The sequence below is a fragment of the Pseudomonas sp. TE3911 genome (assembly GCF_054062775.1).
The window spans coordinates 6,312,763-6,328,280 of record NZ_JBSSFP010000001.1; the positions used below are offsets into that span (position 1 = coordinate 6,312,763).

Here is a 15,518-nt window from a genome sequence, read left to right on the forward strand (position 1 = left end):
GATCCAAATGTGGGAGGGTGCTTGCCCTCGATGACTGTGGGCCAGTTACCGATAAGTTGACTGACACGCCGCTATCGGGGGCAAGCCCCCTCCCACATTAGTTTTGTGTGTCTGTTATTGCGCAGCGGGCAGCAGGAAGCGCGCAATCACCGGCAAATGGTTGGAAATACGCAACGTATCCTCCTGCCGCACCTTGGCCTCCACTCGCTTGATCCTTGGGCTGTAGAACAGGTAATCCAGGGTGCGATCCGGGCCATCGATGCTCGGGTCATTGGGAAAGTGCGTCAGCCATTTCTCACGATCAATCCCGCTGGATTGGCTGTTGCTCGGGATCATCGGGTACTTATCCCACAACAGATGCAGCTCACTGTCCGGCGAATACTGCCCGCGCTTACCCGCATCCAAACGCAGGAATTGCCCCAGTGGCAGCAGGTTGAAATCACCGCCGATCAGCCAGGGCGTGCCACGGCCTTCAAATTTATCCAGTAACTTTACCGTGGCTTGCACTTGCTCCTGTACGGCACTGCGCCCCGGCGCGTCGCCGTCCAGGCGGGTGTTGAGGACGGCCAGTTGGCCGCCGTCGCTCAGTGGCAGGTAGGTCAACAGCAACGCTGGCTTGGGCTGGAATTGGCGACTGATGAAGTTGGCGTCCGGCACCGGCAATTGCAGGCGCTCGGCGTGTTCGATCTGGTAGCGGCTGAGGGTCGCGAGTTTTCGACCGACGCTGCCGAAGATATGCAGGTCGGGCACAAAGTCGGCCTTCCAGTCGAAGGCCTGGGCGCTGCATGGATAGAGGTCGACCAGGCGCTCCTGCAACAAGGCAAGTTGGTCCTGGTAATGGGAGGGCTTGGCGTTTTCGTCGAGTTCCTGCAACAGCAGGATGTCGGGCTGTTCGTCGCGAATCACCCGCGCCACTTCATCCAGGCTCACAGCCATGTCTTCCACGGTGGGGCGGTCGTCCGGGCCGCTGCCGTCGGGGGTGTCGTACCAGAACACGTAGTTCTTGCCGGCCAGGTATTGCACGTTCCACGTCATAACCTTGAGCGCCTGCCCTGGCAGCAGCGTCGGCGCGCGGGGCGCAACGCAGCTCACCGGCAAGGTTTCCTTAGGCGCGGGGCGCCAGGTCAGGCTGTAGATCAGGGCGGTGAGCACGCCTGCGATGATCAGCAGGCCCAGCAAGGTGATGCGCAATAAACGGGTCATCGGCTCGGCTTATAGCGTTTCAGGAATGGCACGGAGCATATCACCGCGCGTCGGCATCGCCACCGATCAGCATGAATAAACGGAACAGCACCACGCTGGTGAACAACTGTAGGAAGCTGTGGGCACTGTCCATCAACAGCCCCAGCAGCGGCGCAGGGTTGGGATACGCCGCGAGGCTGGCGCCTTTGAGCAACCACAGCGGGGTCATGACGCACAGCAGGCACACCAGGATCCGCCAGAAATGCCCACGGGTCAGACGGAAACTTTCCTTCATCGCCTCCAGCGCCGGCATGCCGCGCAGCACCAGCAGGTACTCGGCAAACGCCAGCACCACCATCAGCCACAGGCCAGGCAGGAAATACAGCGACAGGCCCAGCAGGATCAACAGGGTGCTCATGGCCGTCAGCAGGGCGAAGCGCGGCCATAGAGCCAGCGACATGGCCCAGACATCCTTGGTGCGCGGCGACTCACCACGGGTGCGCGCGTCGAGGAACAGAATCAAGGCGCCGGTGTACAGCGGGTACACCAATAAGCCCACCACTACGCTGTAACCGGGAAACGCATCCGCGTCCAGCGTGTGGTCCAGTATCTGTTGCAGCAAGGCTTCGAGAATCACCAGCGGCAGGCATAACTGGACGATCGCGCCCAGGTTGCTGCGGGTAAAACGGAGGGAGTCGCGCAATACGTCTAACGGATTCATCAGGTTCATCGCAGGCCTGGAAACAAGGGCGACACTTTAACCGATCACGGTCAGAGGGTCACAAACGTAAACCTTGAGTAAAGACCATTGAAACAACTCGTAACACCCCCATAACTGGAAGGCACCTGACCTGATCACAGGCGGGACCAGAATTTCTACCGGCAATCTAACGAGGTCGCCATGAACAGCGAAGAGCAAACCCTGATCGATGGACTGTTTTCACGGTTGCAGCAAGCCGAAACGGACTCAGCCCCCCGCGACGCCCAGGCCGAAGCGCGGATCAAGGAGCACATGACTCGCCAACCGGCCGCCGGGTACTACATGACGCAGTCGATCCTGGTGCAGGAACACGCGCTCAAGAGTCTCGACGCGCAGAACAAGCAACAGGCGCAGCAGATCCAGCAATTGCAGGATGAGTTGCAGCGGGCCAAGTCCGCGCAACCGGCCCCGGCGAGCAGCGGTGGTTTCCTGTCGAGCATCTTTGGCGGCGGCGGTTCCCGTGACGCGCAACCGGCGTCGAGCGCTCCGGGCAATTCGGGCGGTGGCTGGCGCGAGCCAGCGCGGCCTTCGTTCGGCGGCCAGTCCGCGCCGCAGCAAAACTATCAACAACCACAACAACCACCCGCCGCCGCGCCCATGGGCAGCGGCTTTCTCGGTGGCGCGATGAAAACCGCCGCTGGCGTGGCCGGTGGTGTGTTGCTGGCAGAAGGCATCAGCAGCCTGTTCAATCACAATTCGCAACAGCCGCAGGTCGTGGAAGAAATAATCCGTGAAGAGCCGGCGCCCGCCAGTGACAACGGCAACTGGGGCAATGACGACCAGAAGTTCGCCGGCAATGACAACTGGGGCGGCAATAACTCGGACAGCTTCGCCGACAGCGATTATTCCGACGATTCCTCCTCCTTTGGCGACGACGACTCCTTCGTCTGACACTCCCGGTCCGGGGCGCTGCGGCGTCCCGGTCTGATTTTTTCCGGAAACTTTCTCGCGGCTGGCATACTGGCACCCTTTCCGGGCCCAGGCGCCTGGCTGTCATGAGGAAGTGCGGTGAAGAAAATTGCAGTGTTCGCCGATGTACAAAACCTCTACTACACCGTCCGCCAGGCGTATGGCTGCCACTTCAACTACGCCGCCCTGTGGGCAGACATCAGCTCCCGCGGGCAGATCGTCGAGGCGTACGCCTATGCCATCGACCGTGGCGACAGCAAGCAGCAGCAATTCCAGCAGATCCTGCGCAACCTGGGGTTTACGGTAAAACTCAAACCGTACATCCAACGCAGTGACGGCTCGGCCAAGGGCGACTGGGACGTGGGCATCACCCTCGACATCATGGACGCCGCCGACCACGTCGACGAAGTGGTACTGGCCTCCGGTGACGGGGATTTCGACATGCTGCTCGAACGCATCATTCAAAAGCATGGGGTTGAAGCCGTGGCCTACGGCGTGCCCGGGCTGACGGCCAACTCACTGATACGCGCCGCCAGCCGCTACGTGCCGATCGAAGGCGCGCTGCTGCTCAAATAAGCGCCGCGGCTCAATCAATTGTTAGACGGAGTTGGAACAGGTTTGGAACGTATAGCGGTCATCGACTTTGAAACCACCGGCATCACCCCGAGCAGCCACTGCCGGGCCACGGAAATCGCGGTGGTTATCCTCGAACGTGGCCAGATCGTGGACCGCTACCAGAGCCTGATGAACGCAGGTGTGCGCGTACCGGGCTTTATCGAACAACTCACCGGCATCAGCAACGCCATGCTGCGCAGCGCCCCGCCGGCCGAGCGGGTGATGAATGAGGTCAACGAATTCGTCGGAACCACGCCCTTGATGGCGCATAACGCCGCGTTCGACCAGAAGTTCTGGGATTACGAGCTGGGGTTGATTCGCCGGACGCGTTTGCAGAAATTCGCCTGCTCGCTGTTGCTGGCACGTCGTCTGATGCCATCGGCACCAAACCACAAGCTCGGCACCCTCAACACCTACGCGAAACTGCCCCACACCGGCCAGGCTCACCGAGCGCTGGCGGATGCGGAAATGGCGGCCAACCTCACGGCGCACCTGGCCCAGGAACTGCGGCGTACCCACGGCTTGCGCGAACTGTCCCACGACCTGCTGTGCACTTTGCAGAAAGTGCCGGCGGCGAAGATCAATGAGCATTTGAAGAAGCATCGCGGGTTCTGACAGAACAACGCCGTTCAACATGTGGGAGGGGCGGTGCGACGGTTCGACTTGCTCCCGATTGCGGCGGGTCAGCCACACATAAGCTGACTGATCCACTGCTATCGGGAGCAAGTCGAACCGTCGCACCGCCCCTCCCACATTGGTTATCGGTCGTTCATCGAGGCTGCACACACTCCAACGCCCGATCCACCACCCCTTCGCCATCTCCACCAAATGCATCACCGCCCGCTGCTGCACATCCATCGCCTCACCCGACGAGTGCGCAGTGCCCACCGCGCAATGCAGCAAATCCGCCGCATGGGCGAGGGCATCTTCGAGGCTCAGGTTGTCGTTCAGGATGAAGGGCGGGGCATCTTGAGGGCGTTTATCTGCTTTCTGAATGGTCAGTAGGCTCAGCCCTAGTGTTTCGTCAGACCGTTCTGGATTTTCCTTCTCCCACCTATCGCTCTTCGCCGCAACCTAAAATCCCGCCTGTCATTTACGTAAAAGGACTACGTTATGCAGGAAAGCGATCTTCACACAGCAATCATGCGAAGCCAGCTCGAACTCCAACGGGACGGCATCGATTTCGGCTCAACTTCCAGCATGGCGTTTCATTTGGGTAATGCGATGACAAGTTGCCCGGCAGTCATAGTGTTGCCTCATTCACCAGGCTGGACCCATGGCGCCAGGTACCAGTTACTCAAGCCCATTCAGGCTGACTCCTCAGTGCCGAGCACCCCGTTTGACGAGCTCTGGACACCTACACAGCAACACCACGCCTTGACCGACGCGACGGTTCTGGCCGGTGCTGAGGGAATAGCTGTCAGCAAAATTGCCGTGGGCACCTGGGGCCGTGTCGGCGCCAGCAAAACGACTAGCCCGCTGAGTCTCACCGGGATGTGCTTTTTCCCTCGTACATTGATCAGGCAACCCACCTCGGCCAGAGTGGCAAAGGCAAATTTTGGCACCTTCCGGGTGTTTGGCATTGTTGGACGGGGTATTCCTTTCGTCGCTGGGGGGTTGGCTGTCTTTAATCTGGTCAGTGCCGGTAAGTGCGCCTATGAAACAAGCAACGGAAGGTAGCGCGACCAGAACCGAGATCAGCGAAAAGGTGATTCAGCTCTTCGTCGACATCATCGGTTTCATCGACCGAAGCCAGGTCACGGAGCAAACGGACTTCATCCATGACTTCACGATTATTGATGATGATTTGACCTGCTTTTTCATGCAGAACAAGTGGCAATTCAACTTGCAAGCGACCCAGGAAGATTGGGATCACATCACTACCGTCCAGCAGATAGTCGATTTGATTGTTGAACGCTCGAATTTGCAGTGCGGCCACTGACGCCATCGGGAGCAAGCCCCCTCCCACATTTTGAATGTATTCACAAATCAAACTGTGGGAGGGGGCTTGCTCCCGATGGCGGTAGATTAGCCACCATTTTTGCCATTGGTTTCCAACTGCCCCAACGGCACCCGCCGCTCTATCGCGCTCGACAAGATGATTGAGGTCTTGCTGAACCCGAACTTCGCCAGCCGATTGATCAAACGCTCCAACTCCGGCATCGACCCTACCGCCGCTTGCATGATCACGCACGGATCCCCTGTCACCCGATGGCATTCGGTCAGTTCGGGGATTTCGGCGAGTGCGTCATAAACCTTCTGGCTGCCATGGTTAGTCAGCCGCAGTTCGATCACGCACTGAATCGGCAAGCCCACCTTCGAAAAATCCACCTTGGCCTGGTATCCGGTGATCACCCCGCTGGCCTCCAGCTTGGCCACGCGCTCGGCTACGGCGGGGGCGGAAAGGTTTACCTTGCGGGCCAGTTGCGCGTAGGAGGCGCGGCCGTCTTCGAGCAGGGCGCTGAGGAGCATGCGGTCGTATTTGTCCATGATAAGGCTCCAATTGCACGTGGCTTTCGAAAGCACGGGTTATAGCCTTCATAACCATGATTTGAAAAGTGTATGGGCGGTTTAAACAGGTTTTGTAACTTATGTTTAACGACCTGCTTTTTTAGAATAAGCCTCTCTTATATCTGCCTTCGAGCCGCCCAATGCCTGGCACACGTCGCTTTCCCTTACCGTTGATCGCCGCTTTTTTTGCTTTGTATGTGATTTGGGGGTCTACCTACTTGGTGATCCGCATCGGCGTGGACTACTGGCCGCCGTTGTTGCTGGCGGGGATTCGATTCTGCACGGCGGGTGCACTGATGTATGGCTACCTCAGATGGCGCGGCGTGCCAGCGCCGACGTGGCCACAATGGAAGGCCGCCGGGATGATCGGCATTTTGCTGCTCACCTTCGGCAATGGCGGCGTCACGTTGGCCGAACATGCGGGCGTGTCGTCTGGCGTCGCTGCCCTGGCGGTAGCGACCGTGCCGCTGTTCACCTTGCTGTGCGGGTATTTCTGGGGCGCGCGCAATACGCGGCTGGAATGGGCCGGGGTGATCCTGGGGATTGTCGGCATCGCCATGCTCAACATGGGCAGCACGCTGCAATCGAGCCCGGTGGGCGCCGCCTTGTTGTTGTTCGCGGCGGCATCGTGGGCATTCGGGTCCGTGTGGAGTCGGCAGTTGTCGCTGCCCCAGGGCGCCATGGCCAGCGCTGCGGAGATGCTGGTGGCGGGCGTGGCATTGTTGATCGGCAGCGCGCTGTCCGGTGAGCACCTGCAGGCCATGCCGCCGCTGGAGGGTTGGCTGGCGTTGGCCTACCTGACGGTGTTCGGCTCAATCATCGCCTTCAACGCCTATATGTACCTGCTCAAGCACGTACGCCCGGCGGCGGCCACCAGCTATGCCTATGTGAACCCGGCGGTGGCGGTGTTGCTGGGGATTGTGTTCGTGGGTGAATCCATCGGCCTGGAAGAGGGCTTGGCCATGCTGGTGATTATCAGCGCCGTGCTGTTGATCAGTCTGCCCCAGTGGCGAAAGCCCAAGCCGGAAATAAGGTAAACTGCCGCGCAATTGCGACCTTGCGCTGAATTTTCCTACGGTAACTACATGACTTTCGCCACACTTGGCCTGATCGAACCCTTGCTGCGCGCCCTTGAGACGCTTGGCTACCAGACCCCGACGCCGGTGCAGGCGCAAGCCATTCCGGCGGTGCTGGCCGGTCGTGACCTCATGGCTGCGGCCCAGACTGGCACTGGCAAGACCGCAGGTTTTGCCTTGCCGTTGCTGCAACTGCTGACCATGGAAGGGCCGAAAGTCGCCGCCAACTCGGCGCGCGCGCTGATTCTGTGCCCGACCCGCGAACTGGCCGAGCAAGTTCATACCAGCGTTGCCGAATATGCCCAAAACCTGCCGCTGACCACCTACGCGGTCTATGGCGGCGTGAGCATCAACCCGCAGATGATGAAGCTGCGCAAGGGCGTCGACATCCTGGTTGCCACCCCTGGCCGCCTGATTGACCTGTTCCGCCAGAACGCGCTGAAGCTTAATCAGCTGCAGACCCTGGTGCTGGACGAAGCCGACCGCATGCTCGACTTGGGCTTCTCCGAGGAACTGGCGAATATCTATCGCATGCTGCCGAAAAAGCGCCAGACCCTGCTGTTCTCCGCGACCTTCTCCGATGAGATTCGCACGCTGGCCGGGCAGATGCTCAACGACCCGCTGAGCATCGAAGTCAGCCCGCGCAACGTGGCCGCCAACACCGTTAAGCAATGGGTGGTGCCGGTGGACAAGAAGCGCAAGGCGGAGCTGTTTGTGCACCTGATGCGCAAAGGCCGCTGGAAGCAGGTGCTGGTGTTCGCCAAGACCCGTAACGGCGTGGACGCGCTGGTGGATAAGTTGCAGGGCCTGGGCATCAATGCCGACGGCATCCATGGCGACAAACCCCAGGCAACCCGCCAGCGTGCGCTGGATCGCTTCAAGAGCAGCGAAGTGCAGATCCTGGTGGCCACCGACGTGGCGGCCCGTGGCCTGGATATCGAAGACCTGCCGATGGTCGTTAACTTCGACCTGCCGATCGTGGCCGAAGATTACATTCACCGTATCGGCCGTACCGGGCGTGCGGGCAACACCGGTGAGGCGATTTCCCTGGTGTGCGCCGATGAAGTGAACATGCTGTCGGCCATCGAGATGCTGACCCGTCAGACCTTGACCCGCAAAATGGAGCAGGACTTCGAACCGGAGCACCGCGTGCCGGACACCGATGCGAGTGGGCAAGTGGTGAAGAAACCGAAAAAGCCGAAGAAGCCTAAGGCGTCCGGTGGTGGCGGTGGTAAGCGCAACCTGGGTAAGTGGGTGGACAGTGGTGAAGTGGCACCGTCGGAACCGTCGATTAAGCCGGTGCGTAAGGTGCCGGTGTTTAACACTGGGCCGCGTAAGAAGAAGTGATTTTGCGGGGTTGCTGATTGCCTCATCGGGAGCAAGCCCCCTCCCACATTTGAAGGTGTTCACAATTCAAATGTGGGAGGGGGCTTGCCCCCGACAGCGGACTTGAGCTCACCGCAATCTCAAGCGTTCAACCACTCCAACACCCCCCGCCCAGCCGCTCTGCCACTGGCAAAACACCCCGTTAGCAAATACCCGCCGGTCGGCGCTTCCCAGTCCAGCATCTCCCCCGCACAAAACACCCCAGGCAATTGCTTGAGCATCAAGCGCTCATCCAACGCTTCAAACGGCACGCCGCCTGCCGTACTGATCGCCTCGTCCATTGGCCGCGTCTTCACCAGCGTCAACGGCAGGGCCTTGATATCCACCGCCAGTTGCGCCGGATCATTGAAGTGATCGGCTGGCGCCAACTCACGCAACAACGCCGCCTTGACCCCGTCCAGCCCCAACTGACTGTGCAGATGCTTGCTCATCGAGCGTGAACCGCGCGGTTTGGCCAGCGCAGCTTGCACCTTGTCCAGCGGCTTGCTCGGTAGCAAGTCGATATGCACGGTGGCCGCGCCGTCGCGGTTGATCGCCTCACGAATCGGTGCCGACAGCGCATAGATCAGGCTGCCCTCGATACCGGTGGCGGTGACCACACATTCGCCGAGCCGAGGTTTGTCGTCACACAAACCGATGGCGACATTTTTCAACGGAGCGCCGGCGAATTTGCTCACCATCAATTCGCTCCAGGCCGACACTTCGAAGCCGCAGTTACTCGGTTGCAGTGCCACGTAAGGCACGCCTTTGTCCTCCAGCAGCTTGAGCCACGCACCATCTGAGCCCAGCCGTGACCAACTGCCGCCGCCCAGTGCCAGCAGCACGGCATCGCTGCGCACGGCTTTCTCGCCTTCAGGGCTGTGGATAAGTAAATCACCTTCGGTATTCCAGCCGGTCCAACGATGCCGGGTGTGGATAACCACGCCTTGGTCACGCAGGCGCTTGAGCCAGGCGCGCAGCAGCGGGGCGGCTTTCATGTCCGTAGGAAACACTCGGCCGGAGGTGCCGACAAAGGTCTCGATACCCAACCCATGTATCCATTCGCACAACGCTTCGGCACCAAACCCACGCAGCAACGGCGCCATCTGCGGCGCGCGCTCGGCGTAGCGCGAGAGGAAGGCCGGGTAAGCCTCGGAGTGGGTGATGTTCATGCCGCCCACACCCGCCAGCAGGAATTTTCGCCCCACTGATGGCATGCCGTCATACAGATCTACGCGCACCCCGGCCTGGCTCAAGACTTCGGCGGCCATCAGCCCGGTAGGGCCGCCGCCGATAATAGTGACGTGGTGAGTTGCGGTCTGAGGCATGGGTAGGGCTACGGTGGCGTGAATAGGCCGAGCATTCTACCCGACGTCAGCCAGGCTGCCTGATCAAAAAACGTACACTTTCCTACAGGTCCTATGCCTGCTGGCTTTCAGCCGCTTACGCTCAAGTTATCCACAGGCCGTTCCACAGCCATTGTGGGTAAGCGCACAACTCAATGACAACCTGATGACGTCCACACCCGTTGCGCACTGTGGTGCAGGATGCCGTGGCGACGGGCCAAGGCTGGACGGTCTTTGCTGTAGCCGCCGCCAATCACGCCCATCACCGGAATGTCGCGGCCCAGACAGTGGCGCATGACGCTCTCATCGCGGGCGGCCACGCCTTCGTCTGTCAGCTTGAGGTACCCGAGGGCGTCGTCTTTATGCACATCCACGCCTGCGTCGTACAGCACCAGGTCGGGTTGGTAGAGCGGCAGCAGGTAGTTGAGGGCGTCATCGACCACTCGCAGGTAATCGGCATCGCCCATGCCCATGGGCAGTGGGATGTCCCAATCGCTTTGGGCCTTGCGCGCCGGGAAGTTCTTTTCGCAGTGCAGCGACACGGTGATGGCATCCGGCGTGTCGTGGAGGATGCGCGCGGTGCCATCGCCCTGATGCACGTCGCAGTCGAAGATCAGCACGCGGCTGACCCGGCCGCTGGCCAGCAGGTAATGGCTGATCACCGCCAGGTCATTGAAGATGCAAAAGCCCGCCGGGTAATCGTAATGCGCGTGATGCGTGCCGCCCGCCAGGTGACAGGCCAGACCGTGCTCAAGCGCTTGCTCCGCCGCCAGGATCGAGCCGCCGACCGCGCGCACGGTGCGCCGGGCCAGGGCTTCGCTCCAGGGCAGGCCAAGGCGGCGCTGGTCCTCGCGGGACAACTCGCCGCTCATGTAGCGTTCGATATACCCAGGCTCGTGGGCCAGGGCCAGGATGTCGGCAGGGCACAGCTGCGGGCGCAGCAGTTGGCTGTCTTCGGTCAGGCCGGTGGCCACCAAGTGGTCGCGCAACAGGCGGAACTTGTCCATGGGGAATCGGTGGTCCGCCGGGAACTCGGGGCTGTAGTCATCGTGGTAGATCAATGGCAAAGGCATGGGATTTTCTGACGGGAACCTGCGAAGGATCTTACCAGCGCTGTACACTCACGCACATGGCAAGGGGAGGGGACCCGTGGAGTCGATACTCGAATTGGAAAGTGCTCGCCTGGTGCTGCGCCAATGGCGCGACAGCGACCTGACGGCCTTCGCAAGCATGTGCGCCGACCCACACGTGATGCGTTATTTCCCGGCCAAGCTGAGCCACCTGGAAAGCGCCGCACTGATCGGGCGGATACGCGGCCACTTCGCCGAATATGGCTTTGGCCTCTGGGCGCTGCAGCGCAAGGACAGCGGCGAGTTCATCGGCCTGACCGGGTTGCAGCATGTCAGCTTTGACGCGGACTTTACCCCAGCAGTAGAAATTGGCTGGCGCCTGGCCCGCGAGCATTGGGGACTGGGCTATGCCAGCGAGGCGGCGTGGACTGCACTGCGCTGTGGTTTCGACCGTTTGCAGCTGGATGAAATCGTTGCCTTCACCACCGAAGCCAATCTGCCATCACAAAAAGTCATGCAGGCCATAGGTATGCATTACGATCCCCTGGCAGATTTTGAACACCCCAAGGTCGCAGCCGATGACCCGCTGCGCCCACATGTTTTGTACCGCATCACCCGCGCCCAATGGTTGGACACGCTGCACGGATAGCAGCCCGGAATGCCCCATAGATTGTAGGAGTTGCTCTATGAGCCAAGTATTGGAAGATCTGGTGGACCTGCTGACCCTGGAGCCGATCGAGGAAAACCTCTTTCGCGGCCGCAGCCAGGACCTGGGTTTTCGCCAACTGTTCGGCGGTCAGGTGCTCGGCCAGTCGCTGTCGGCGGCCAGCCAGACCGTTGAAGAAGCGCGCCATGTGCATTCCCTGCACGGTTATTTCCTGCGCCCCGGCGATGCCGCGTTGCCGGTGGTTTATTCGGTTGACCGTGTTCGTGATGGCGGCAGTTTCAGCACGCGCCGCGTGACCGCGATTCAGAAGGGCCACCCGATCTTCACCTGCACCACGTCGTTCCAGTACGACGAAGAAGGCTTCGAGCACCAGACCACCATGCCCGTGGTGGTCGGCCCGGAAAACCTGCCGTCGGAGCTGGAATTGACCCAGCAGCGCGCGCACCTGATCCCCGAGCACATGCGTGACAAGCTGCTGTGCCCGAAGCCGATTGAAGTGCGACCGGTCACCGAAAAAGACCCGTTCAACCCGCAGCCGTCCGACCCGGTCAAGTACGTGTGGTTTCGTGCCGACGGCGCGTTGGCCGACACACCAGCGCTGCATAAATACTTGCTGGCCTACGCTTCGGACTTTGGCCTGCTGACCACCTCGTTGCTGCCCCACGGCAAGACCGTTTGGCAGAAAGACATGCAGGTCGCCAGCCTCGACCACGCGTTGTGGTTCCACGCGGATCTGCGTGCCGATGACTGGTTGCTCTACGCCATGGACAGTCCGTGGGCCGGCAATTCCCGTGGGTTCTCCCGTGGCAGCGTGTACAACCGCGCCGGGCAACTGGTGGCCTCGGTCACCCAGGAAGGCTTGATTCGCCATCGCAAGGATTGGGCATGAGCCTGAGGGAGGTTAAGCACTGGGTGTTCGACATGGACGGCACCCTCACGGTGGCCGTGCATGACTTCGCGGCGATTCGCGTGGCGTTGGACATTCCCCCCGAGGACGACATCCTCACTCACCTCAGCGCATTGCCGGCGGACATCGCGGCGGCCAAGCATGCTTGGTTGTTGGAGCACGAGCGCGAGTTGGCACTCGGTTCTGTTGCGGCTGAAGGCGCGGTGCAATTGGTACGCGAATTGGCCGGGCGCGGTTATCGCCTGGGCATCCTGACTCGCAATGCGCGGGAGCTGGCCCACGTGACGCTGGAAGCGATTGGCCTGGCTGACTGCTTTGCGGTCGAGGATGTGCTGGGCCGAGATGACGCGCCACCCAAGCCCGATCCGGGTGGGTTATTGAAATTGGCGGCGGCGTGGGATGTATCGCCGAGCGAGATGGTGATGGTCGGCGATTACCGTTTTGACCTGGACTGCGGCCGGGCGGCGGGGGCCAGGACGGTGTTGGTCAACCTGCCGGAGAATCCGTGGCCGGAGCTGGCGGATTGGCATGCTGAAGATTGTGCTGCATTGCGCCGGATGATTTAACCCAAGCAACAGAGATCAAATGTGGGAGGGGGCTTGCCCCCGATAGCGGTCTGTCAGTTAAAAAATTGCTGACTGACACACTGCTATCGGGGGCAAGCCCCCTCCCACATGTTGAGACTGTTTCTTCAGGTATTACTGAGTGAACAGCACCTTCTGCCCTTCGGGCGAAGTAAACATTTCATCCCCGTTATGCCCCACCCCTGGCACCTCAACCAGCGTCTGGCTCAACTGCGGATGCCGGTGTTTGAGGTAGTCAAAATAGTTATGCCCACGCATCAGCCGATAGGCGCCCTGTGTCTCTGCCTCACAGCTTTTATCCAACGCAGGATGGTTCGGATCAGTGTCTTGCTGGCCCAGCAGGTAGGTGATGTCCCGTGACACGTAGGCCTGCTCCAACTGCTCGGCGCTTTGGCCTTTGGCGTAGGCCGGCAGGTGTTGCAGGCCGTACTTCCAATCGTTGAAGCCTGGGCAACTGGCGGTATCGAACTGCACCGGTCGCTGTCGGCTGAAGTAGGCATAGGACGACGGGTTGGCCACCACATAGCGCAGGCGGATGCCTTCGTTTTTCAGGGTTGGGTGATCATGGCCGGTGAGGGCGAAGCGCTGCACTACCTGGCCACCGCCGGAATGGCCGGCGACGACGATTTCCTTTAAAGCTGGAAACAGCGTGCGGTTGCCCAGGTGCTTGATGATCTGGTCAAGGGCGCCGTAGGAGCTGATTTGGCCTGGGCCGGTGGAAGGCTCGCCGGCCATCCAGTCGTTGCCGTTCCAGCGCAGTACTTGGCCGTCCAGATGGTTGCGCTTGATGTCGGACGCATTCAGAAACTGCGGCGCGATGACTAGCGTATTCGCGCTAACGCCTGCGTGCTCGGCGGCATCGATACCGCTTTGCAGGTAGGTCTGCGCATTGCGTAGGCGACCATGCACAAGAATCAGGGCGCGGGTGACGTTAGGCAGCGGCTGGCGCCAGTCCTGGCTCACGCCGAGGCTGAGGTCGCCGGCGTCCAGGTGAAAACGATCGGGGCTGACGACTTTGACGCCGTGTTCAGCCGCCAGGGTTGAGCACGACACTAATAAAGTCAGCAGCAAGCCCCATCGCTTATTCATTTAAAGACTCTTGGCCGTGAAGGTGTCGCATTGGGTGATCTGGCCCTGGGCGAAACCGGTCTTGAACCAGCGAACCCGCTGTGCCGAGGTGCCGTGGGTAAACGAGTCCGGCACCACGCGCCCTTGACCCTGTTGCTGCAAGCGATCATCGCCGATGGCGTTGGCTGCGTTCAGGGCTTCTTCAATGTCGCCGGCTTCCAGCCAGTTCAGGCGTTTTTGCGCACGGTTGGCCCACACGCCGGCAAAACAGTCGGCTTGCAGCTCCTGGCGTACCAGTAGACCGCCGTCGCCTTGCATCTGCCGACCCTGTTGGCGCGCATTCTGGATCTTCGAGGAAATACCGAGCAACGTCTGCACATGGTGCCCAACTTCGTGGGCGATCACGTAGGCCTGGGCGAAATCGCCGGAGGCCTGGAAGCGTTGGGACATTTCCCGGAAGAAATCCAGGTCCAGGTAGACCTGTTGGTCAGCCGGGCAATAGAACGGACCGCTGGCCGAGGTGGCGCCACCACAGGCGGAATTGACCCGGCCACGGAACAGGATCAGTTTCGGGTTCTTGTATGTCAGGCCGTTTTCCTGAAACACCTGAGCCCAGGTGTCTTCGGTATCGCCGAGCACTGCGCGGACGAAATCGGCGTGTTCATCATTGGCCGGCGGCGCCTGGCGCGACTGCGTGCTGACGGACGGCGCCTGTTCCATTTGGCCGGTCAATTGGCCGAGGATCTGCATCGGGTCCTGGCCGGTCAGCCAGCCAATACCGACGATCAGCACAATCGCGGTCAGGCTCAAACCCTTGCCACCGCCAAAACGCATGCCGCCACCGCCGCCGCCACTGTCCTCGCGGGCATCCACCACGTTGTCGCTGCGTCGGCCTTTTTTCCATAGCATGGGGGCAATCCTCTTGATGAACGGTCCTACAAAAATGTGGTTTGAGTATGGCCGGTATTAGCGGCAATACCCTTCTCCGGTGGCGACGATCAGGCAGTCTTTTTTATCGGCCAGCCATTTCAGCCCAGTGGCTTCGCCGTCGCCGGCACGCAGCAATTGCGGGCCGTCCGGGCGGGTGAAGGCGATACCGTCTTCAGCTGCTTCGCCCTTGAAGGTGCCGGAATCGTCCGCATCAAGGCCGTATTGCATGGTGAGAACGTAGTGGCCACGGCCGATGGTGTCGTCCTTGGCGATAGTCAGGTTCAGGCCTTCGACGCCGATCCACTTGCCGACCCATTTATCGGTGGGTGGGGTCTCGGGCACCAGGGTGGCCTGCACAGAGGCTGGCGCGGGTTTGGGCGTTTCCTTGGCCTCCTGGTTGCAGGCGCTGAGCAGGGCAAGGGTAGACAGAACAAAGAGGGTTTTTTTCATAGCAACAGGCCTTGGTTAAAAAGTGTGCAGCACGGGGGCGAACGTGCAGGGTTGGACTCGGTTCCCGTGATTTAGTGC

At 60.7% G+C, this 15,518-nt stretch carries 18 protein-coding genes and 1 pseudogene; 10 read left to right on the top strand and 9 right to left on the bottom strand.

Features of this window, described 5'->3' with window-relative positions; genetic code table 11:
• Positions 1–114: 114 nt before the first annotated feature.
• Positions 115–1,203 (bottom strand): endonuclease/exonuclease/phosphatase family protein, encoded by a 1,089-nt coding sequence (locus tag ACVWXD_RS28850; protein ID WP_032884623.1) that lies wholly within the window; start codon positions 1,201–1,203, stop codon positions 115–117.
• A 40-nt stretch (positions 1,204–1,243) separates the two neighbouring features.
• Positions 1,244–1,903: a YciC family protein gene (locus ACVWXD_RS28855; protein ID WP_401380767.1), complete on the bottom strand. Its 660-nt coding sequence runs from the start codon at positions 1,901–1,903 to the stop codon at positions 1,244–1,246.
• Between the two features lie 180 nt (positions 1,904–2,083).
• Here ACVWXD_RS28855 and ACVWXD_RS28860 point away from each other — a divergent pair, with 180 nt between their 5' ends.
• From ACVWXD_RS28860 to ACVWXD_RS28870, 3 genes are all read left to right on the top strand, one after another.
• A complete protein-coding gene (locus ACVWXD_RS28860) occupies positions 2,084–2,833 on the top strand; it encodes a DUF2076 domain-containing protein (protein WP_122681744.1) in 750 nt (249 codons plus the stop codon).
• 117 nt (positions 2,834–2,950) lie between these two features.
• Positions 2,951–3,427 carry a LabA-like NYN domain-containing protein gene (locus tag ACVWXD_RS28865; protein WP_032884625.1) on the top strand — a complete coding sequence of 159 codons (477 nt, stop codon included), beginning with the start codon at positions 2,951–2,953 and terminating at the stop codon, positions 3,425–3,427.
• A gap of 42 nt (positions 3,428–3,469) precedes the next feature.
• Positions 3,470–4,081 carry a 3'-5' exonuclease gene (locus ACVWXD_RS28870; protein ID WP_032884626.1) on the top strand — a complete coding sequence of 204 codons (612 nt, stop codon included), beginning with the start codon at positions 3,470–3,472 and terminating at the stop codon, positions 4,079–4,081.
• 154 nt (positions 4,082–4,235) lie between these two features.
• Here ACVWXD_RS28870 and ACVWXD_RS28875 read toward each other — a convergent pair.
• Positions 4,236–4,477, bottom strand: a pseudogene (locus tag ACVWXD_RS28875) (DUF6124 family protein).
• A gap of 102 nt (positions 4,478–4,579) precedes the next feature.
• Here ACVWXD_RS28875 and ACVWXD_RS28880 point away from each other — a divergent pair.
• Positions 4,580–5,146, top strand: coding sequence for a hypothetical protein (locus ACVWXD_RS28880; RefSeq protein ID WP_181643718.1), 567 nt, complete (start codon positions 4,580–4,582; stop codon positions 5,144–5,146).
• Entirely contained in the window at positions 5,124–5,408 is a 285-nt protein-coding gene (locus ACVWXD_RS28885; protein WP_181643717.1) for an acyl carrier protein, read from the top strand. Before ACVWXD_RS28880 ends, ACVWXD_RS28885 begins: the two co-directional genes overlap by 23 nt.
• Positions 5,409–5,494: 86 nt before the next feature.
• Here ACVWXD_RS28885 and ACVWXD_RS28890 read toward each other — a convergent pair whose 3' ends face one another.
• The gene (locus ACVWXD_RS28890) at positions 5,495–5,956 is read right to left on the bottom strand and encodes an Lrp/AsnC family transcriptional regulator (RefSeq protein ID WP_095186224.1); all 462 of its coding nucleotides are present in this window, start codon (positions 5,954–5,956) and stop codon (positions 5,495–5,497) included.
• Between the two features lie 161 nt (positions 5,957–6,117).
• On the opposite strand from ACVWXD_RS28890, the gene yedA reads away from it, so the two are divergent.
• Together yedA and ACVWXD_RS28900 are read left to right on the top strand one after the other, a co-directional pair.
• The gene (gene yedA / locus ACVWXD_RS28895) at positions 6,118–7,014 is read left to right on the top strand and encodes a drug/metabolite exporter YedA (RefSeq protein ID WP_032884630.1); all 897 of its coding nucleotides are present in this window, start codon (positions 6,118–6,120) and stop codon (positions 7,012–7,014) included.
• A gap of 48 nt (positions 7,015–7,062) precedes the next feature.
• A complete protein-coding gene (locus ACVWXD_RS28900) occupies positions 7,063–8,400 on the top strand; it encodes a DEAD/DEAH box helicase (RefSeq protein ID WP_032884631.1) in 1,338 nt (445 codons plus the stop codon).
• 119 nt (positions 8,401–8,519) lie between these two features.
• Here ACVWXD_RS28900 and ACVWXD_RS28905 read toward each other — a convergent pair whose 3' ends face one another.
• Positions 8,520–9,746 (bottom strand): TIGR03862 family flavoprotein, encoded by a 1,227-nt coding sequence (locus tag ACVWXD_RS28905; RefSeq protein WP_181643716.1) that lies wholly within the window; start codon positions 9,744–9,746, stop codon positions 8,520–8,522.
• Positions 9,747–9,916: 170 nt separating this feature from the next.
• Positions 9,917–10,837 carry a histone deacetylase family protein gene (locus ACVWXD_RS28910; protein ID WP_032884633.1) on the bottom strand — a complete coding sequence of 307 codons (921 nt, stop codon included), beginning with the start codon at positions 10,835–10,837 and terminating at the stop codon, positions 9,917–9,919.
• 76 nt (positions 10,838–10,913) lie between these two features.
• Here ACVWXD_RS28910 and ACVWXD_RS28915 point away from each other — a divergent pair, with 76 nt between their 5' ends.
• From ACVWXD_RS28915 to ACVWXD_RS28925, 3 genes are read left to right on the top strand one after another with little or no spacing between them, the layout of a single operon-like run.
• On the top strand, positions 10,914–11,483 hold the full coding sequence (locus tag ACVWXD_RS28915; protein WP_032884634.1) for a GNAT family N-acetyltransferase: 570 nt from the start codon (positions 10,914–10,916) through the stop codon (positions 11,481–11,483).
• Positions 11,484–11,520: 37 nt separating this feature from the next.
• On the top strand, positions 11,521–12,390 hold the full coding sequence (gene tesB / locus ACVWXD_RS28920) for an acyl-CoA thioesterase II (protein WP_032884635.1): 870 nt from the start codon (positions 11,521–11,523) through the stop codon (positions 12,388–12,390).
• Positions 12,387–12,974, top strand: a complete 588-nt coding sequence (locus ACVWXD_RS28925; protein ID WP_099603258.1) for an HAD family hydrolase — start codon at positions 12,387–12,389, stop codon at positions 12,972–12,974. Before tesB ends, ACVWXD_RS28925 begins: the two co-directional genes overlap by 4 nt.
• A 132-nt stretch (positions 12,975–13,106) precedes the next feature.
• On the opposite strand, the gene ACVWXD_RS28930 is transcribed toward ACVWXD_RS28925, so the two are convergent.
• The 3 genes from ACVWXD_RS28930 to ACVWXD_RS28940 are packed head-to-tail and all read right to left on the bottom strand — an operon-like array spanning position 13,107 to position 15,440.
• A complete protein-coding gene (locus ACVWXD_RS28930) occupies positions 13,107–14,081 on the bottom strand; it encodes an alpha/beta hydrolase (RefSeq protein WP_122755991.1) in 975 nt (324 codons plus the stop codon).
• Complete coding sequence (gene ypfJ / locus ACVWXD_RS28935; RefSeq protein WP_032884638.1) at positions 14,082–14,969, bottom strand: KPN_02809 family neutral zinc metallopeptidase; 888 nt, start codon at positions 14,967–14,969, stop codon at positions 14,082–14,084.
• A 57-nt stretch (positions 14,970–15,026) separates the two neighbouring features.
• Positions 15,027–15,440 carry a membrane lipoprotein lipid attachment site-containing protein gene (locus ACVWXD_RS28940; RefSeq protein WP_095186226.1) on the bottom strand — a complete coding sequence of 138 codons (414 nt, stop codon included), beginning with the start codon at positions 15,438–15,440 and terminating at the stop codon, positions 15,027–15,029.
• Positions 15,441–15,518: the final 78 nt, after the last annotated feature.